This window comes from Pseudomonas sp. KCJK9000 (assembly GCF_046230725.1).
GTDB classification, from domain to species: domain Bacteria; phylum Pseudomonadota; class Gammaproteobacteria; order Pseudomonadales; family Pseudomonadaceae; genus Aquipseudomonas; species Aquipseudomonas promysalinigenes.
Genome location: NZ_JBJJLN010000022.1, coordinates 13752 through 30695 on the forward strand (window position 1 = coordinate 13752; position 16944 = coordinate 30695).

A 16944-nucleotide genomic window follows, 5' to 3' on the forward strand; every position below is an offset into this window, starting at 1 on the left:
CGGGCTAAACCTCTTGAATCTACTGACTTCAGATAACGAACCTTCCTACAGCAACTGCGGGCGCGGATTGGCCACAAGGGCAGTCACTAAATAACAAGGAAGGCAAACGGGGGCGGGCCGGACGGGCCGGCAGGAGATAAAGTCAGGCGCGCCAACGCCAACGGGCGTGGGCCTTGATAACGCGCATCAAGAGTTTGCTGACGATCAACACAGAATAGGTCTCGCTCATACTTGCACGCACAGTAGCCTACCGGGACGACGGGCGCAATATGCCCGTAAACACGGTGAAACCAATCGACTTGGGAGGCATGCCCGGCGATTTGCTAAGGTCAAGCAGCTAGTTCACATAAAAACAATGAAAAGGATGTTCAACGATGCGAAAAGCACCTTTGCTGGGCCTTGCCCTCGCCACCCTAGCCCTGGCCTGCAGCCAAGCCCTGGCGGCGCCATCCCCCTACTCCACTTTGGTAGTGTTCGGTGACAGCCTCAATGATGCGGGGCAATTTCCTGACCTGACCGGTGGCACCTTGGGCATGCGCTTCACCAACCGTGATGCCGATGGCCAATACGCCCCGGTATCGCCGATGATTCTCGGTGGCAAGCTGGGCCTGAGCGCCGCCGAGCTCGGGCCGTCGACCTCGCTGAGCCACCAGGCCCTTGGCCTGCCCGACGGCAACAACTGGGCAGTTGGCGGCTATACCACCCAGCAGATCCTCGAGTCGATCACGACTACTTCCAGGGCTGTCATACCACCCGGCCAAATTGGCGCGGGAACATCGCTGCGCGATCGGCCTGGCTACCTGGCCAACGGCTTGAGCGCCGATCCAAATGCTTTGTATTACCTTGCCGGTGGCGGCAATGACTTCCTCCAGGGCCTGGTCAACAGCCCTGCCGATGCCGCTGCGGCCGGTGCTCGCCTGGCCTCAAGCGCCCAAGCGCTACAACAGGGCGGCGCCCGCTACATCATGGTGTGGATGCTGCCAGACCTGGGGCAGACGCCAAACTTCAGCGGCACACCACAGCAGACTGCACTCTCGCAGCTGTCCAGCGTGTTCAACCAGTCGTTGGTCAGCCAGCTGGGCCGTATCGACGCCGAGATCATCCCGCTCAACATCCCGGTGCTTCTCAGCGAAGCGGTAGCCAGCCCGGCGCAGTTCGGCTTGGCGGCCGATCAAAACCTTATCGCCACCTGTTACAGCGGTAACGGCTGTGTGGAAAACCCACTCTATGGAGTTAACGGCACCCTACCTGACCCGAGCAAGCTGTTGTTCAACGACTCGGTGCACCCGACCATCGCCGGGCAGCAACTGATCGCAGACTACGCCTACTCGATCATATCCGCTCCATGGGAACTGACCCTGCTGCCAGAGATGGCCAATGCCAGCCTGCGCGCGCATCAGGATGAACTGCGTAATCAGTGGCAATCACCATGGCAGGCTGTCGGCCAATGGCAGGCTTTCGTCAGCACGGGCGCCCAGCACTTGGACTTTGACGAGCAGCACGGCGCTGCCAGCGCGGACGGGCGTGGCTACAACCTGACTCTTGGCGGCAGCTACCGGCTTAACGATGCCTGGCGCGTCGGCCTTGCCGGTGGCGTATACCGGCAGAAGCTGGAAGCCGGTGAACAGGACTCGGACTACAAACTCGACAGCTATCTGGCCAGTGCCTTCGCCCAGTTCAGCCAGAACCGCTGGTGGGCCGATGCTGCACTCAGTGCCGGCCAATTGGACTATCGTGACCTCAAGCGGACCTTCGCGCTGGGCATCAACGACCGTAGTGAAAAAGGTGACACCGATGGCCAAGCCTGGGCCGTTACTGCGCGCCTAGGCTACAACCTGGCGGCCGACGGCAGCCGCTGGCAATTGGCCCCCTTCATCAGCGGCGACTACGCGCGCGTGAAGGTTGATGGCTATGACGAAAAGAGTGGCCGCTCGACAGCGCTGGGCGTCGATGACCAGGACCGTACATCACGGCGCCTTGGGCTTGGGCTGTTGGGCAGTGTTCAGGTAATGCCGAGCACCAAGCTGTTCGCCGAGGTGGCGCAAGAGCACGAGTTCGAAAATGACCAGCAGGATGTGACCCTGCACCTGACGACAGTGCCGGGCAATGACTTCACGCTGACAGGTTATACGCCCCATAGCAACCTGACCCGGGCGAGCCTGGGGGTGAGCCATGAACTGGTGGCGGGGGTGCACCTGCAAGGTAACTACAACTGGCGCAAGAGCGACGAGCTCAGGCAACAAGGTGTGAACCTGAGTGTCAGCGTCGATTTCTAGAGAGGCGCGACCCAGTCATGGGTGAACCCGCTCCTACAGGCAGCACAATTGTCGAGTACGGCAATCGCCTGTGGAGCGGGCACCTGTTACTTAGCAGAGGTCTGTTCGGCCAAGGCCACTGCGCGGAACATGGCCCGGCGCTTGTTGATGGTTTCTTCCCACTCCAGCGCGGGCACCGAGTCGGCGACGATACCACCACCCGCCTGCACATGCAGCTCCCCATCTTTGATGACTGCGGTACGGATGGCAATCGCGGTATCCATGTTGCCGTTCCAGGCGAAGTAACCCACCGCACCACCGTAGACGCCGCGCTTGACCGGCTCCAGCTCGTCGATTATCTCCATTGCGCGGATCTTCGGCGCACCCGACAACGTCCCTGCCGGCAAGATCGCCCGTAGCGCGTCCATCGCCGTCAGGCCCTCGCGCAAGTGGCCTGTTACGTTGGAAACGATGTGCATCACGTTCGAATAACGCTCGATGACCATTTTCTCGGTCAGCCGCACACTACCAGTGGAGGACACTCGGCCAACGTCGTTACGGCCGAGGTCGATCAGCATCAAGTGCTCGGCGATTTCCTTGTCATCCGAGAGCAAATCGTCTTCCAGCGCCCGGTCGGCCTCCTCGGTCGCGCCGCGCGGGCGAGTCCCGGCAATTGGCCGCACCGTCACCAGATTGTCTTCCACGCGCACCAGCACTTCCGGCGAGCTGCCAACCACATGGAAGTCGCCGAAGTTGAAGAAGTACATATAAGGCGTCGGGTTGAAGCAACGCAGTGCCCGGTAGAGGTCGATCGGTGCAGCCTTGAAGTCGATCGACATGCGCTGGGAGGGCACTACCTGCATGCAGTCACCCGCCAGAATGTATTCCTTGATTCGCCCTACCGCATTTTCATAATCGTCGCGGGTATAGCTTGAGCGGAACTCAGGCTCGGCTGCCATCGGGCCACTGAGGTCCAGGCCCCGGCGTGGGGTGATGGGCTGACGCAGTTTCTCCAGCAAGCCTTGCAGGCGGGCCTGCCCTTGCTCGAAGGCCTGCTCCTGGGCAGGGTCGACCAATACAATGGCGTGCATCTTGCCCGCTAGGTTATCGAATACCACCACCGCATCGGAAACCATCAACAGGATGTCCGGCACGCCCAACGGGTCTGGGTTGGGGCTTGCACCGAGGCGTTTTTCCACATACCTGACACAGTCGTAGCCGAAATAGCCAACCAGGCCGCCATTGAAACGTGGCAGCCCAGCAATGTCGGCGACCTTGTACCGCTCCTTGAAGCGCTCGACGAAGGCCAGCGGGTCTTCGACGTCATGGCTTTCGACCTCTACGCCATCATGCAGAATGCTCACGTGATAGCCATGCACGCGCAACACGGTGCGCGATGGCAGGCCAATCATCGAGTAACGGCCCCACTTCTCGCCGCCCTGCACAGACTCGAGCAGATAGGAGTTGGGTTGATCGGCCAGTTTCAGATAGATCGACAGCGGTGTGTCGAAGTCGGCCAGGGTTTCACAGGCCAAAGGGATGCGGTTGTAGCCGGTAGCGGCCAGGCGCAGAAATTCTTCGCGGGTCATGGGTAGCCTCGTGGCAAGCAGCAATAGGGTCGGGCAAGCGGACGGGCCGGCAGGCGCCGGCGGGCAGGAGTCAGGCGCGCCAGCGCCAACGGGCCAGGGCCTTGATGACTTTCATCCAGAATTTGCCAGTGACCGCCACGGGGGACTCTCTGTCTTGGGAGGCTTGAAGGTCCGCCAACGTTATCCCAGTGGCCGGGTCTGCGCAACCGGGCAGCAATGCGCGAAGGTCGTCGACTACCAGGCTGGGGGATTCTTCGGTGATCGGCCGGCCGTGGTTGTAGCCGTAGGTCAGGCCCACCGATTGCACGCCTGCCGCCTTGGCCGCCTGCACATCGCTGCGCGAGTCACCGACGAACAACGACTGCTGGGGGCTGACGCCGGCCATTTGCATGACGAACAGCAGCGCCGCCGGGTCGGGCTTTTTCTGCGGCAGCGTATCGCCGCCAATGATCCAGCGGAAATACCGGCCGATTTTCATCTGGTCGAGCAACGGCGCGACGAATCGCTCCGGCTTATTGGTAATCAGCGCCATCTCAACGCCCTGCTTGTGCAGCCAGCGCAAAGTATCCTTCACACCCGGATAAAGCACGGTGAGCTCATGGCTTTGGGCATAGGCCTCCATGAACAACGCCAGGCCTTTTTCGGCCAAAGCATCATCCACGGTATCGTGCTCGATGCCGCCTGCCAGGGCACGGCGCACCAGCACCTGGGCGCCATTGCCAACCCAGTGGCGTACTGCCTCTAGGCCTGCCGGTGGGCGCCCAAGTTCGAGCAGCATGCGGTCCACGGCAGCGGCCAGGTCAGGTACCGAGTCGATCAGGGTGCCGTCCAGATCAAACATCACCAGCCTGGGCAGCGCCCCCGGGAACAGCTGCTCGAAGCCGCTCATGGGCGGGCCTGAGCCAGTTCGGCGCGCATCTTGGCGATGACTTCCTGATAGTCCGGCGCGTTGAAGATCGCCGAGCCCGCCACGAAGGTATCCGCGCCAGCGGCAGCGATTTCACGGATGTTGTTGACGTTGACGCCACCGTCGATTTCCAGGCGGATGTCGCGGCCACTGGCGTCGATCAAGGCGCGGGCTTCGCGCAGCTTGTCGAGGGTGCCTGGGATGAACTTCTGCCCGCCAAAGCCTGGGTTCACGCTCATCAGCAGTACCATGTCGACCTTGTCCATCACGTACTTCAAGGCATCCAGGCTGGTGGCCGGGTTGAACACCAGGCCGGCCTTGCAACCGCCATCCTTGATCAACTGCAGCGAGCGGTCGATGTGCTGCGAGGCTTCCGGATGGAAGGTAATGTAGGTGGCACCGGCTTCGATGAAGTCGCCGATGATACGGTCGACCGGGCTCACCATCAGGTGTACGTCAATCGGTGCGGTCACGCCGTATTTGCGCAGCGCGGAGCACACCATCGGGCCGATGGTCAGGTTGGGGACGTAATGGTTGTCCATGACATCGAAGTGAACGATGTCGGCACCCGCAGCCAATACCTTGTCGACGTCCTCGCCAAGGCGGGCGAAATCGGCAGAGAGAATGGAGGGGGCAATAGCGTAGGGCTGCATGGCGCACCTGTTGGCAGAATCACGGTGGCGCGCATTGTAACTCAGGGAAGCAGTTGAAGGCTGATTAGCATCAACCTGAACCGGCCTCTTCGCGGCGAAAGCCGCTTCCACGGTTTTCAGCGCGTCTCACTGCCTGCGCAGGCTCGGTGAGAGCGGCTTTAGCCGCGAAAAGGCCGGTTCACGGGGTAACCTGATCAGGCAGGCTGCTGGGTCCTGAGCTTCTCGCTGCGCCCGCGCAGCCACTCCAGCGTCAGCAACAGCACCACCGAGAAGGCGATCAGCAGGGTCGCCGCCGCTGCAATGGTCGGGCTGAGGTTTTCGCGAATGCCACTGAACATTTGCCGTGGCAGAGTCGCCTGCTCAGGCCCGGCGAGGAACAGCGTCACCACCACTTCATCGAAGGAAGTGGCGAAGGCGAACAGCGCGCCTGAAATCACACCCGGGGCAATCAGGGGCAAGGTCACCCGACGGAAGGTCAACAGCGGCGAAGCACCCAGGCTGGCCGCAGCGCGTACCAAGTTGTAGTTGAAGCCCTGCAAGGTAGCCGACACGGTGATGATGACGAAAGGTACGCCCAACACCGCATGCACCAGAATCAATGAGGTAAAGCTGTTGCCCAGGCCCAGCGGCGCAAAGAACAGGTAACTGGCCACACCGATGATTACCACCGGCACCACCATGGGCGAAATAACCAGCGCCATCACCAGCGACTTGCCCGGGAAATCGCCACGGGTCAGACCAATCGAGGCCAGGGTGCCGAACACCATCGCTAGTACGGTGGCCGCTGGCGCGACGATGATGCTGTTCTTCAGCGCACGCATCCACTCGGCCGAGGCGAAGAAGTCGTGATACCACTGCAGCGAAAAGCCCTGCAGCGGATACACCAGAAAGCTGCCGCTGTTGAACGAAAGCGGCACGATCACCAGCACCGGCAGCACCAGGAAAAGCAGTATCAAGCCGCAAAGGATGCGCAGGGTGTAGAACCAAACCCGTTCGACGGGCGACATGTAGGGGCTCAGCATCTCAAGGCTCCTCAGCTCAGGCGCAGGCGGCTGGCGCCGACCAGCCAGCTATAGATCAGGTACAGCAGCACGGTCGCCAGCAGCAACAGCCCGCCTAGCGCGGTAGCCATGCCCCAGTTGATGCTGGTGTTGGTGTAGAAGGCGACGAAGTAACTGACCATCTGGTCGTTGGGGCTGCCGAGCAGGGCCGGGGTGATGTAGTAGCCGATGGCCAGAATGAACACCAACAGGCAACCGGCGCCCACCCCCGCGTATGTCTGCGGGAAATACACCCGCCAGAAGCTCGCAAACGGGTGGCAGCCAAGGGAAATCGCCGCGCGCATGTAGCTGGGCGAGATCCCCTTCATGACGCTGTACAGCGGCAGGATCATGAACGGCAGCAGGATGTGCACCATCGAGATGTAGACCCCGGTGCGGTTGAACACCAGTTCCAGCGGTTGGTCGATGATGCCGATCGCCATCAGAGCACTGTTGATCAGGCCTCCGGACTGCAGCAACACGATCCACGCGGCCACTCGCACGAGGATCGAAGTCCAGAACGGTAGCAGCACCAGAATCATCAGCAGGTTGCTTTGCCGCGTCGGCAGGTTGGCCAGCAGGTAGGCCAGCGGGTAGGCCAGCACCAGGCAGATGGCGGTGATCACCACACCCATCCACAGGGTGCGGGCGAAGATGTCCAGGTAGATCGCTTGGTCCGGCGTGGTCTTGGCCAGCTCGCCGAGATCATCGATGCGGTGGTCGACCGAGGCCAGCAGGTAGAACGGCGTCACCGAGCTGGTGTTGCGGCGGATCGCCTGCCAGTAAGCAGGATCGCCCCAGCGCTCGTCCAGCGCCTGCAGGGCATCCTTATAAGAAGCAGGCTCGGCCTTGAACGGCATTGCCCGTGCAGTTTTGGCCAGCAGGCTGCGGTAACCGGCCAACTCCATGTTCAGGCGTTTGGAAAGGTCGCCCAACGTTTGGTTCTTGCGCGATTCGGCCAGGTCCTGGCTCAGCGCCTTGTAGACGTCTTCGCCTGGCAGGCTCTTGCCGTCCCACTGGCTGATCAACTCGACGGTGCGCGGCAAGCCGCCGACTACCTCCGGGTTGCCGACGCTCTTGTACAGCAGCGCAGCGATCGGTACCAGAAACACCAACAGAAGAAACAGCGCCAGCGGCGCGATCAACGCCTGCGCTTTCCAGCGGTTGACCCGCTCGGCACGTTTGAGGCGCTGTTTAAGATTTGGACCTGCGCCTTCGTTGAGGGGCACTGCAATGGCCATGGCGAACTCCGCGATACAGGCTGAAATTGGGGCCGCCAAGCGGCCCCGCTTCCCGGGTTGTTACTTCTTAGCCGCCCAGGCGTTGAAGCGTTGCTCCAGCTGCTCGCTGTTGTCAGCCCAGAAGGCCACGTCGATCTGCACCTGGTTGGCAATGTTCTCAGGCGTGGTCGGCATATCCTTCTTCACCGCATCGGCCAGCAGTGGTACGGCTTTGGAGTTGGCCGGGCCGTAGGCGATGTTCTCGGAGTAGATCTTCTGCTGCTCAGGCTGCAAGGTGTAGGCGATGAACTTCTTCGCTTCGTCGGCACTCTTGGCGCCTTTGGGGATCGCCCAGGCGTCGAAGTCGTAGATGCCACCGTTCCACACCACCTTGAGGTTGCTTTCTTTCTGCACCGCAGCGATGCGGCCGTTGTAAGCCGAACTCATGACCACATCACCGGAGGCAAGGTACTGCGGTGGCTGGGCACCGGCTTCCCACCATTGAATGCTTGGTTTGAGTTCGTCGAGTTTCTTGAAGGCGCGGTCCACACCTTGTTTGGTGCCCAGCACCTGGTACACGTCTTTGGGCGCAACGCCGTCTGCCATAAGGGCGAACTCGAGGGTGTACTTGGCCCCTTTGCGCAGGCCACGCTTACCCGGGAATTTCTTGGTGTCCCAGAAGTCTGCCCAGCTGGTAGGTGCGGTCTTGAGTTTGTCGGCGTTATAAGCCAGCACCGTCGACCAGACGAAGAAGCCCACGCCGCATGGCTGGATTGCGCCCTTCACATAGTCGGACTCGTTGCCGAACAGCGCAGGGTCGAGCTCTTCGAACATGCCTTCATCGCAGCCGCGGGCCAGCTCCGGCGACTCTACCTCCACCAGGTTCCACGACACACTGTTGGTATCGACCATGGCTTTGACCTTGGCCATTTCACCGTTGTACTCGCCCGCAACGATCTTGCCCTTGCCGGCCTTCTCCCATGGCTCGTAGAACGCCTTGACCTGGGCCGCCTTGTTGGCACCGCCGAAGGAAACCACGGTCAGATCCGCCGCCATGCTTTGGCCAGCGGCGCACAGGCCGAGGGCCAGGGCGGTCAGTTTCAACTGCTTGCGCATTATTATTCTCTCCACAGTACAGGGTTGGTGAAGCAATCGATCAGTGGGCTTCGGCAATCGGATCGAGCGCGCGGGCGTGCTCCACCTCCCAGCCCAGCGGTACCACATCGCCCACGGCCAGCGCCGGGTCGAGTTCGGCGATTGGCTGCTTGACGAAGAAGTCAGCTTTGCCACAGACCTCCAGGCGCACCCGCACGTGGTCGCCCAGGTAAATGAACTCAGCCACCCGGCCGGAGAAGCGGTTGACGCAGTTTTCGCTGTGCCCGTTGAGGCGCACCCGCTCGGGACGAATGGACAGGGTCACTGGCTCACCGGCCTGGCCCACGTTCACTGCCAGTGCCTCGACCTTCTCACCACGGGCCAGTTGCACCTGGCAGCGGTTACCGTCCCGGGACACCAGGGTGCCGTTGATGCGGTTGTTTTCGCCGATGAAGTTGGCAACGAAGGTGTTGCTGGGTTGTTCATACAGTGTGCGGGGGTCAGCGATCTGCTGGATCTCGCCCTGGTGGAACACCGCCACACGGTCAGACATGGTCAGTGCTTCACCCTGATCGTGGGTCACATAGACCACGGTCACGCCCAGGCGCTGATGAATGTGCTTGATCTCCATCTGCATGTGTTCACGCAGTTGTTTGTCCAGGGCACCCAGCGGCTCGTCCATCAGCACCAGCTGAGGCTCGAACACCAATGCCCGCGCCAGCGCGACGCGCTGCTGCTGGCCGCCCGACAGCTGGCCGGGGTAGCGCTTGGCGAATGCATCGAGCTGCACCATGTTCAGCACACGTTTGACCCGCTCGCTGATATCGGTTTTGCTCAGGCCGCGCACGGTCAGTGGAAACGCCAAGTTCTCAGCCACGGTCATGTGCGGGAACAGTGCGTAGTTCTGGAACACCATGCCGATGTCGCGCTTGTGCGGTGGCACATTGTTGATCGACCGCCCGGCCAACTGAATTTCACCGGCGGTGGGGGTTTCGAAGCCGGCCAGCATCATAAGGCTGGTGGTCTTGCCCGAGCCGGAAGGGCCAAGCAGGGTGAGGAACTCACCTTTGCGAATGTCCAGGTTGAGGTTTTTGACGATCAGCGATTCGCCGTCGTAGCTCTTTTGCACACCACGGAAACTGACCAGCGTCTCGCTGGTAGCAGCGTTCGAGTTCGCCTCGCTCATGCCTGCACCTTCTTGTTGGAATGACTGCGTAGGCAAAAGATTAGATGAGCCGCGAACGCTGGAAAATCGGCTGCGCTGAGAGAATGCCATCATCCACATGGAAGATTCGCTGTAGGGATTGCCCTACAAGAGCGGCGCTTTCAGCACAGCCATGAATCGCTATGCAAGCGAGCTCGGCCGTGATCGGGCCAGCCAAAGCCGCGCAGAAGGCAGGCCAGGCGCCTTGCGAGTAAATCGGCCCACTGCAAGGTTGGCCACGCCATACAGGGGGCAGCTGTCGCGATCAGAACAGTCAGACCAATTTGTGCTCCATGGCGTACTTCACCAGCTCCGCCAGCGAATTGACCTTGAGCTTCTGCATCAACCTGGCTTTATGGGTGCTTATGGTTTTGCTCGACAGCGCCAACTGCTGGGCGATGTCGTTGACATTGGCGCCGTGGGCCAGGCGCTCGAATACCGAGAACTCTCGTTCCGACAGCAGCGTGTGCAGCGGGCGGGTTTCGGTCAGCCCCACTTCGAAGACCATACGATCGGCCAGCGCCGGGTCGATGTAGCGCCCACCGCTGGCAACCCGCCGGATCGCGGTCAACAACAAGGCCGGGTCACTGTCCTTGGTCGCATACCCGGCGGCGCCGGCCTTTAGCGCGCGTGCTGCCATCTGTGCTTCATCGTGCATCGACAACATCAGAATCGCCGGGGCATCGTGCAGGGCACGGATGCGCGGGATCGCCTCCAGGCCGCTGACCCCCGGCATGGAAATATCCAGCAGTACCACTTCGCAGGGGCTGTGGCGCAGGGCTTCGAGCAACTGCTCACCATTGCCCGCCTCCCCTACCACTTGCATGTCCTTGGCCAGGCCGATCAGCTGTTTGATGCCCTCACGGACAATGGTGTGGTCCTCGGCCACCAGCACTCGAATCACGCTCACTCTCCTATTCCAAAGGTATGGCCACGCTCAGGCGGGTGCCTTCGCCGGGCTCACTGTCCAGCACCATGGTGCCACCGAGCATCAACACACGCTCTCGCATGCCGACCAGGCCGAACGATGCGGGCCTGGGCTGATCGCAACAGAACCCACTGCCATCGTCACTGACCGTCATGCGCAGTTGCGCGTTCTCACGTATCAGCTCGATCTCCACGCTATGCGCCTTGGCGTGGCGCATCACATTGGTCAGCGCCTCCTGCAGAATGCGGAACAACCCCGTGGCCTTGGCATCGCTCAATGCCGGCAGATTATCCGGTACCTGCACCAGGCAGGGTATGTGCGTACGCGCCTCGAAGCGCCGCGCCTGCCATTCGATGGCCGAAGCGATGCCAGCGTCGAGGATCGGCGGGCGCAGGGCGGTGGCGACATCGCGCACCAACTGGAACAGTTGCCCGATCAGGCGCTTCATACTACCCAAGCGCTCGTGCAACGCCGGGTCGAGCTCGGCGAAGGCCAGTTCGCACATCGACACTTCCAGTTTGAGCACTGTCAGCATCTGCCCCAGCTCGTCATGCACCTCACGGGCAATCCGCGCCTTCTCTTCTTCGCGCACACTCTCAAGGTGAGCCGACAACTCGCGCAACTGCTCCTGGGAGCTGGCCAGTGCCAGCTCGGCGCGTTTGCCTTGGGTGATGTCCCAGACGATGCCGTCCCACGCCACCCGCCCGTTGGGCAAACGGCGGGCGCTGGCCTTGATGTCGGCCCAGCGCTGCTCGCCATGGCGGGTGAGGATACGCCCCTGCCACGACCAGTCCTGATCACCGGCAATGGCTAGATCCTGAACCTGGTGGTAATCGGCCCGGTCGTCAGGGTGAACCAGGTTGCGCAGCCCCATCTGCGGGTGCTGGATTTGCGCGGGGGTGTAGCCGACCAGGGCCTCGCTGCCCTCGCTGATGTAGGGAAATTCCGGCTCCCCTTGCGCTGGCGCCGGCTCAAGGCGGAACACCAGGCCTGGCACGTTGCCCGCGATGCCTTTAAGCCGCGCCTCACTTTCACGCAGCGCTGCCAGGGCGCGATGGCGTTCAGTCACATCGGCCAGATACACCACCAGGTATTCGGCATCGCGAAAGCGCAGGAAGCTCAGCGACAGCTCCACCGGCAGCAGGCTGCCATCGGCCCGCCGGCAGTGCGTCTCGAAACGCCGTGTTTGGTCTGCGCCGGCACGGGCGCCCTTCCAGAGTTCGAGCCAACGGTCCATGTTCAGGTTAGGTTCGAAATCTATCAGTGGCCGCTCCAGCAACTGGGCCTCGGCGTAGCCGAGCATATTTTCGGCTGCCTGGTTGGCATAGCGCACGTGGCTGTCCCAGTTGACCCAAAGAATGCCTACAGTGCTTTGATCGATGGAGAACTGGCTAAGGCGCAGCGCCTGCTCGCGCCCCTGACGTTCAGCCAGGTTTTCCCGCGCCGCCAGCAAGCCGCGCTCCAGTTGCCGTTGCTGGCGGCGCTGCCATACCACTGTGGCCACGGCGCATAGCAGCAACAGGCCGAACAGCAATGCCAGGTTCTGCCAGAACCCAGGTGATTCGCTCAAACGAGGGTACTTGGGCTGCAACCAGCGCTGGTGCATTTGCTCAAGTGACTTGGCCGGGATGGCCTGCAAGCCCCGCTCAAGCACATCGGCCAGCACCGGCCAGTCGCGCCGCGAGCCTACCCGAAGTAACTGCGGCAAGCCGATATCACCTACCACCACCAACTCGGCGAACTCGCTTTCGCGAGACAACCGACTCAACTGGGCTTCATCGAGCACCGCATAACCGGCCTGGCCTGCGACCACCAGTTGCAAAGCCTCGCGCTCACTCGGTACGCCCTGTAGGTTTAGGTTGCTGTAGTTGCCGCGCAGGTAATCGGCCAGGGCACTGGGCATGCGTACCGCAACGCGGGTTTGCCCGTCGAGTTTTTCCAACTCCACGGCCATCGCGCCGGTGCGCGGCCCCACCACCAGCTGTGGAACCCGCATGTAGGGGTCACTGAACAGCCATAGGCGCAGGCTGGCCGGTGTTTGCATCAAGCCGGGCGCAAAGTCGATTTCACCGGCCTGCAGGGCATGTTCAAGGCTGGCCTGGTCAGTAAAGTTACGCCAGGTCAGGTCCAGGCCTAGCGCCTGGCCCAGCTGGGCAACCAACTCGACGTTGGCGCCGTAAAGCTGCTGCAGACGGTGATCGAATTGCGCATACGGCGCCTGCAATACCAGGCCCACCCGCAAGCTGCGGTGGCTGTCGAGCCATTGCTGCTGAGCAGGCTCCAGCACCACAGTCGGCGCCGCTGGCGGCAGTGCCAGAGCGATCAAGGGCAGGCACAACACGCCGATAACCAACAGGTGACGCAATCGCTTCATCAATACGCTCATCTGGGTAAGGGCGGCCATGGGGCGTGGCCGTCGCGGGCAAATACTATTAGGCTGCCGGAATCATTCTGGCCTTGGGTTGATTCATGATCACACTTTATCGCACGACACTGGCAATGTGCTGCCTGGCCTCACTCCTGCCATTTGGCGCCGTGGCTGGCGATGCCGCCAAACCAGAAACCGCTGCCCAGGCCGGCGCAGCACCCGTCACACGCCCACCCCTGCTCGAACGCAGCCAAGAAGATGCGCTGGCCCTGGAGCGGCAAGTACCCAAAGCCGAACAGCAGACCTTGCAAGCTGGGGCAGACAACTTTCTAGCGCTCTGGAAGCCGGCCAATGACAGCGACCCCAAGGGTGCCGTGATCATCGTGCCTGGCGCAGGTGAGAATGCCGACTGGCCCAACGCCGTCGGCCCGCTGCGGCGCAAGTTCCCTGATGCCGGCTGGCACAGCCTGAGCGTAAGCTTGCCCGATCTGCTGGCCGAGGCGCCGCAAGCGCGAGTCGATGCCAAACCAGCGTCAGAGCCTGACAACAAGCCCGGCGAAAGCGCGCCGGCCAAGGACACACCTGCCGACGCCAACGCCAACGTCGCGCAAGCCACCGCTGCCGATGTCGATACCGCAGAAAGCACCGACGCCGTACAAGCCAGCGACCAGAATGACGCAGCCGATGCCGAACGCATCTTTGCCCGCTTGGACGCAGCCGTGGCGTTTGCCCAGCAGCACAATTCGCGCAGCATCGTGCTGATCGGCCACGGCAGCGGTGCTTACTGGGCCGCGCGCTACCTGAGCGAAAAGCAACCGCCGCAAGTACACAAATTGGTGATGATCGCTGCACAGACGCCAGCACGGGTCGAACATGACCTGCAAAGCCTGACGCCGACCCTCAAAGTGCCCACCGCCGACCTTTATTTCGCCACCCGCACTGCCGACCGCAATGCCGCAGCGCTTCGCCTTCAGGCCAGTAAGCGGCAGAAGGACAGCCAGTACAAACAGCTGTCGCTGATTGCCATGCCGGCCAGCCAGGAGGGTGAGCAGGAGCAGGTGTTCCGCCGCGTGAGGGGCTGGCTGAGCCCACAACAGCAGTGAGGTCAAGGCGCGCTAGGCGCCCTGCTGCTAGAAACCGCGCCGCTTGCGCACGATGGCATAGGCCTGGTGCAGCTCGCGAGTGCGCTCGGTCGCCTCGCGCACCTGCGCCTCGCTCGCGCCACTCCCCGCCAGCTTGTCTGGGTGATGCTTGCTGACCAGGCGTCGGTAGGCCTGCTTGACCTGATCGGCTTCGGTGTCCGCCTCCACGCCCAGCAAGCGCAGGGCGGACGCGTAATTCATCACCCCACTTGCAACCTGCGCCTTGCGCGGTTCGTATTCCTGCGACATCGCTTGAACCTGGCGGCGGCTGAGGCCCAACTTGTGTCCCCATTCCAGCAGCAGCTCGCGCTCGTGCCGACCGGCCTTGCCATCGGCCCATGCCATACGCCAGCAAGCCCGCAGCGTGCCCTCGGCGGCATGGGGCTGCATACGGATACGACGCAGATGGCCTGCCAGCCGGTCTTTACCCGCCTTGCCCCGGTTGAACGCCGCAATGGCCCGCAAACGAGCAGCCTCTGGCATGTCGAGGCGGACCATCTCCTGACGAGCCTGCTGAATGTGCTGCTCGGCCACACGGCCATCGCTCTTGGCCAACCGCCCGAGCAATACGAACAGCAGTTCGTCATCCTGTAGGGGCGAGCGACCGCCAAGGCGCTCGCGCATGTCGTCCCAACCCTGCAAACGCAGGCGTCGGTCCAGCGCCTGGCCCAGCAAGGCTCCCAGCAAGGCACCGGGAATGCTGGCGACTGCAAAACCTGCGCCCAGTCCGATCAGCGTGCCTGGCCACCACATCTCAGGCGCGCTCGCTGATCAAGCGCTCGGCCTCGGCCAAACGCTCCAGAGTGCCGACATCCACCCAATGGCCCCGGTAGTGCTCGCCAGTCACCTTGGCTTCGGTCATGGCCCGGCGCAGCAATGGCGCCAGCTTGAAGGCACCGGCCTGGCAGCCTTCGAACAAAGCCGGATGCAATACCGAGAGGCCGCTGAAGGTAAGCGTACCAGGGGCATCGTCGCCATCGATCACCCGGCCGGCGCTCAGGCGGAAGTCGCCCCGCCCGTGATGCCCAGGGTTATCGACCAGCACCAGATGCGCAAGCCCCGGCAACGGTGCGCGCAGGCGAGCAAGATCGTAATCGGTCCAGACATCGCCATTGATCAGCGCAAAGGGCTCATCGCCCAGCATCGGCAAAGCCTTGAAGATCCCACCGCCGGTCTCCAGCGGCTCGCCTTCGGGCGAATAACGGATGCGCAGGCTGAAACGGCTACCATCGCCAAGATAGTCTTCGATCTGCTGGCCAAGCCAGGCGTGGTTGATGACCACGTCGGTAAAACCGGCTGCTGCCAGCGCACGCAGGTGGTACTCGATCAACGGCTGACCCGCGACCGGCACCAGCGGTTTGGGGGTATGCAGGGTCAGCGGGCGCATGCGCTCGCCTTTGCCTGCTGCAAGAATCATTGCCTTCATGCACGCGCTCCGGCTTGCAACTCGCCGATCAGGCGGCCCAGCTCGGCGAGCTCAGGGCGACGGCTGACCACTTCTTCTATATAGGCGAAGAATCGCGGAACGTCGGCCAGATAACGAGGTTTTCCGTCACGGTGGCAAATACGCGCGAAGATCCCGATGACCTTGAGGTGGCGCTGCACGCCCATCAGGTCGCTGGCGCGCAGGAACTCTTCGAATGCCGGCTGCACTGGGATGCCAGCGGCTCGCGCCTGATCCCAGTAGCGACGCAGCCAGCCCTGGACCTGTGCTTGCGGCCAGCTGAGGAACGCGTCCTTGAACAGGCAGGTGATGTCGTAGGTGACCGGGCCGTAGACAGCATCCTGAAAGTCCAGCACGCCTGGGTTGGGGCTACTTTGCATCAGGTTGCGCGGCATGTAGTCACGGTGCACCAGCACTTTGGGCTGGGCCAGGGCGCTGTCGATCAGCAACTGGCTGACGCGCTGCCAGGTGGCCTGCTGTGCGGCGGTGAAGGCAAGGCCCAGCTCCCGCCCCACATACCACTCGGGGAACAGTTCGACTTCGCGGCGCAGCAAGGCGTCATCGTAATGGGGCAGCGGCGCATCCATTGGCAGGCGCTGGAAAGCCAAGAGCGCGTCGATGGCATCGGCGAACAGCGCATCGGCGTTGTCCTGTTGGATGATGTCCAGGTAGGTCTGGTGGCCCAGATCCCCCAGCAGCAGGAAGCCACGTTCCAGGTCCTGGGCATGGATTTGCGGCACATGCACCCCGGCGCCTGCCAGCAAATGGTCGATAGCGACGAACGGTCGGCAATTTTCCTGAGGTGGGGGCGCGTCCATGATCACGAAGCTGCGCCCGGCCCCCTGCCAACGGAAGTAGCGGCGGAAGCTGGCATCACTGCTGGCGGCGGCCAGGCTGCCCTCGGGCACATCGCCCCAGGCGTTGTCGCGAAAGAGTCGATCGAGCTGCTCATGGAGCCAGACAGTCAGTTGTTGCAGGCGTACATCGTGATCAGGCATTACAAGGGTCTCCGACGGCCCTAGCCGTCAAGCGGGTCATGCTTTATTATCCAGCATCTTTTTCAGACCATCGAGAGGCGTGCGGCCCCACACGCGGGCAG

At 62.3% G+C, this 16944-nt stretch carries 14 protein-coding genes; 2 read left to right on the forward strand and 12 right to left on the reverse strand.

The features are described from left to right. The first annotated feature begins 374 nt into the window (after positions 1–374). Complete coding sequence (gene estP / locus ACK59H_RS12040; RefSeq protein WP_409264468.1) at positions 375–2276, forward strand: esterase EstP; 1902 nt, start codon at positions 375–377, stop codon at positions 2274–2276. Positions 2277–2362: 86 nt separating this feature from the next. Here the strand turns inward: estP and trpE are convergent, their stop codons facing one another. The 9 genes from trpE to ACK59H_RS12085 form a co-directional block, all read right to left on the reverse strand. Beyond that, positions 2363–3844: an anthranilate synthase component I gene (trpE, locus tag ACK59H_RS12045; protein ID WP_060477484.1), complete on the reverse strand. Its 1482-nt coding sequence runs from the start codon at positions 3842–3844 to the stop codon at positions 2363–2365. A gap of 70 nt (positions 3845–3914) precedes the next feature. Then, positions 3915–4733, reverse strand: coding sequence for a phosphoglycolate phosphatase (locus ACK59H_RS12050; protein ID WP_060477483.1), 819 nt, complete (start codon positions 4731–4733; stop codon positions 3915–3917). Beyond that, positions 4730–5404 (reverse strand): ribulose-phosphate 3-epimerase, encoded by a 675-nt coding sequence (gene rpe / locus ACK59H_RS12055; RefSeq protein WP_060477482.1) that lies wholly within the window; start codon positions 5402–5404, stop codon positions 4730–4732. Before rpe ends, ACK59H_RS12050 begins: the two co-directional genes overlap by 4 nt. Before the next feature lie 194 nt (positions 5405–5598). Beyond that, positions 5599–6426, reverse strand: a complete 828-nt coding sequence (locus ACK59H_RS12060; RefSeq protein ID WP_060477481.1) for an ABC transporter permease — start codon at positions 6424–6426, stop codon at positions 5599–5601. Positions 6427–6437: 11 nt separating this feature from the next. Then, positions 6438–7685 carry an ABC transporter permease gene (locus ACK59H_RS12065; RefSeq protein WP_186478648.1) on the reverse strand — a complete coding sequence of 416 codons (1248 nt, stop codon included), beginning with the start codon at positions 7683–7685 and terminating at the stop codon, positions 6438–6440. A gap of 60 nt (positions 7686–7745) precedes the next feature. Next, positions 7746–8780 (reverse strand): ABC transporter substrate-binding protein, encoded by a 1035-nt coding sequence (locus ACK59H_RS12070; protein ID WP_060477479.1) that lies wholly within the window; start codon positions 8778–8780, stop codon positions 7746–7748. 40 nt (positions 8781–8820) lie between these two features. Then, positions 8821–9945, reverse strand: coding sequence for an ABC transporter ATP-binding protein (locus ACK59H_RS12075; RefSeq protein WP_060477478.1), 1125 nt, complete (start codon positions 9943–9945; stop codon positions 8821–8823). A gap of 292 nt (positions 9946–10237) precedes the next feature. Then, a complete protein-coding gene (locus ACK59H_RS12080; protein ID WP_060477477.1) occupies positions 10238–10867 on the reverse strand; it encodes a response regulator transcription factor in 630 nt (209 codons plus the stop codon). A 10-nt stretch (positions 10868–10877) separates the two neighbouring features. Continuing rightward, positions 10878–13265 carry a sensor histidine kinase gene (locus tag ACK59H_RS12085; protein WP_060477476.1) on the reverse strand — a complete coding sequence of 796 codons (2388 nt, stop codon included), beginning with the start codon at positions 13263–13265 and terminating at the stop codon, positions 10878–10880. Positions 13266–13360: 95 nt separating this feature from the next. Between ACK59H_RS12085 and ACK59H_RS12090 the strand changes: the two genes are divergently transcribed. Beyond that, positions 13361–14362, forward strand: a complete 1002-nt coding sequence (locus ACK59H_RS12090; protein WP_060477475.1) for an alpha/beta hydrolase family protein — start codon at positions 13361–13363, stop codon at positions 14360–14362. 27 nt (positions 14363–14389) lie between these two features. Here ACK59H_RS12090 and ACK59H_RS12095 read toward each other — a convergent pair whose 3' ends face one another. From ACK59H_RS12095 to ACK59H_RS12105, 3 genes are read right to left on the reverse strand one after another with little or no spacing between them, the layout of a single operon-like run. Next, positions 14390–15154: a TerB family tellurite resistance protein gene (locus tag ACK59H_RS12095; protein ID WP_060477474.1), complete on the reverse strand. Its 765-nt coding sequence runs from the start codon at positions 15152–15154 to the stop codon at positions 14390–14392. 1 nt (position 15155) lies between these two features. Further along, on the reverse strand, positions 15156–15827 hold the full coding sequence (murU, locus tag ACK59H_RS12100; RefSeq protein ID WP_060477473.1) for an N-acetylmuramate alpha-1-phosphate uridylyltransferase MurU: 672 nt from the start codon (positions 15825–15827) through the stop codon (positions 15156–15158). Beyond that, positions 15824–16843, reverse strand: coding sequence for a phosphotransferase (locus ACK59H_RS12105; RefSeq protein WP_060477472.1), 1020 nt, complete (start codon positions 16841–16843; stop codon positions 15824–15826). The genes murU and ACK59H_RS12105 overlap by 4 nt, the downstream gene beginning before the upstream one ends. Positions 16844–16944 lie beyond the last annotated feature (101 nt).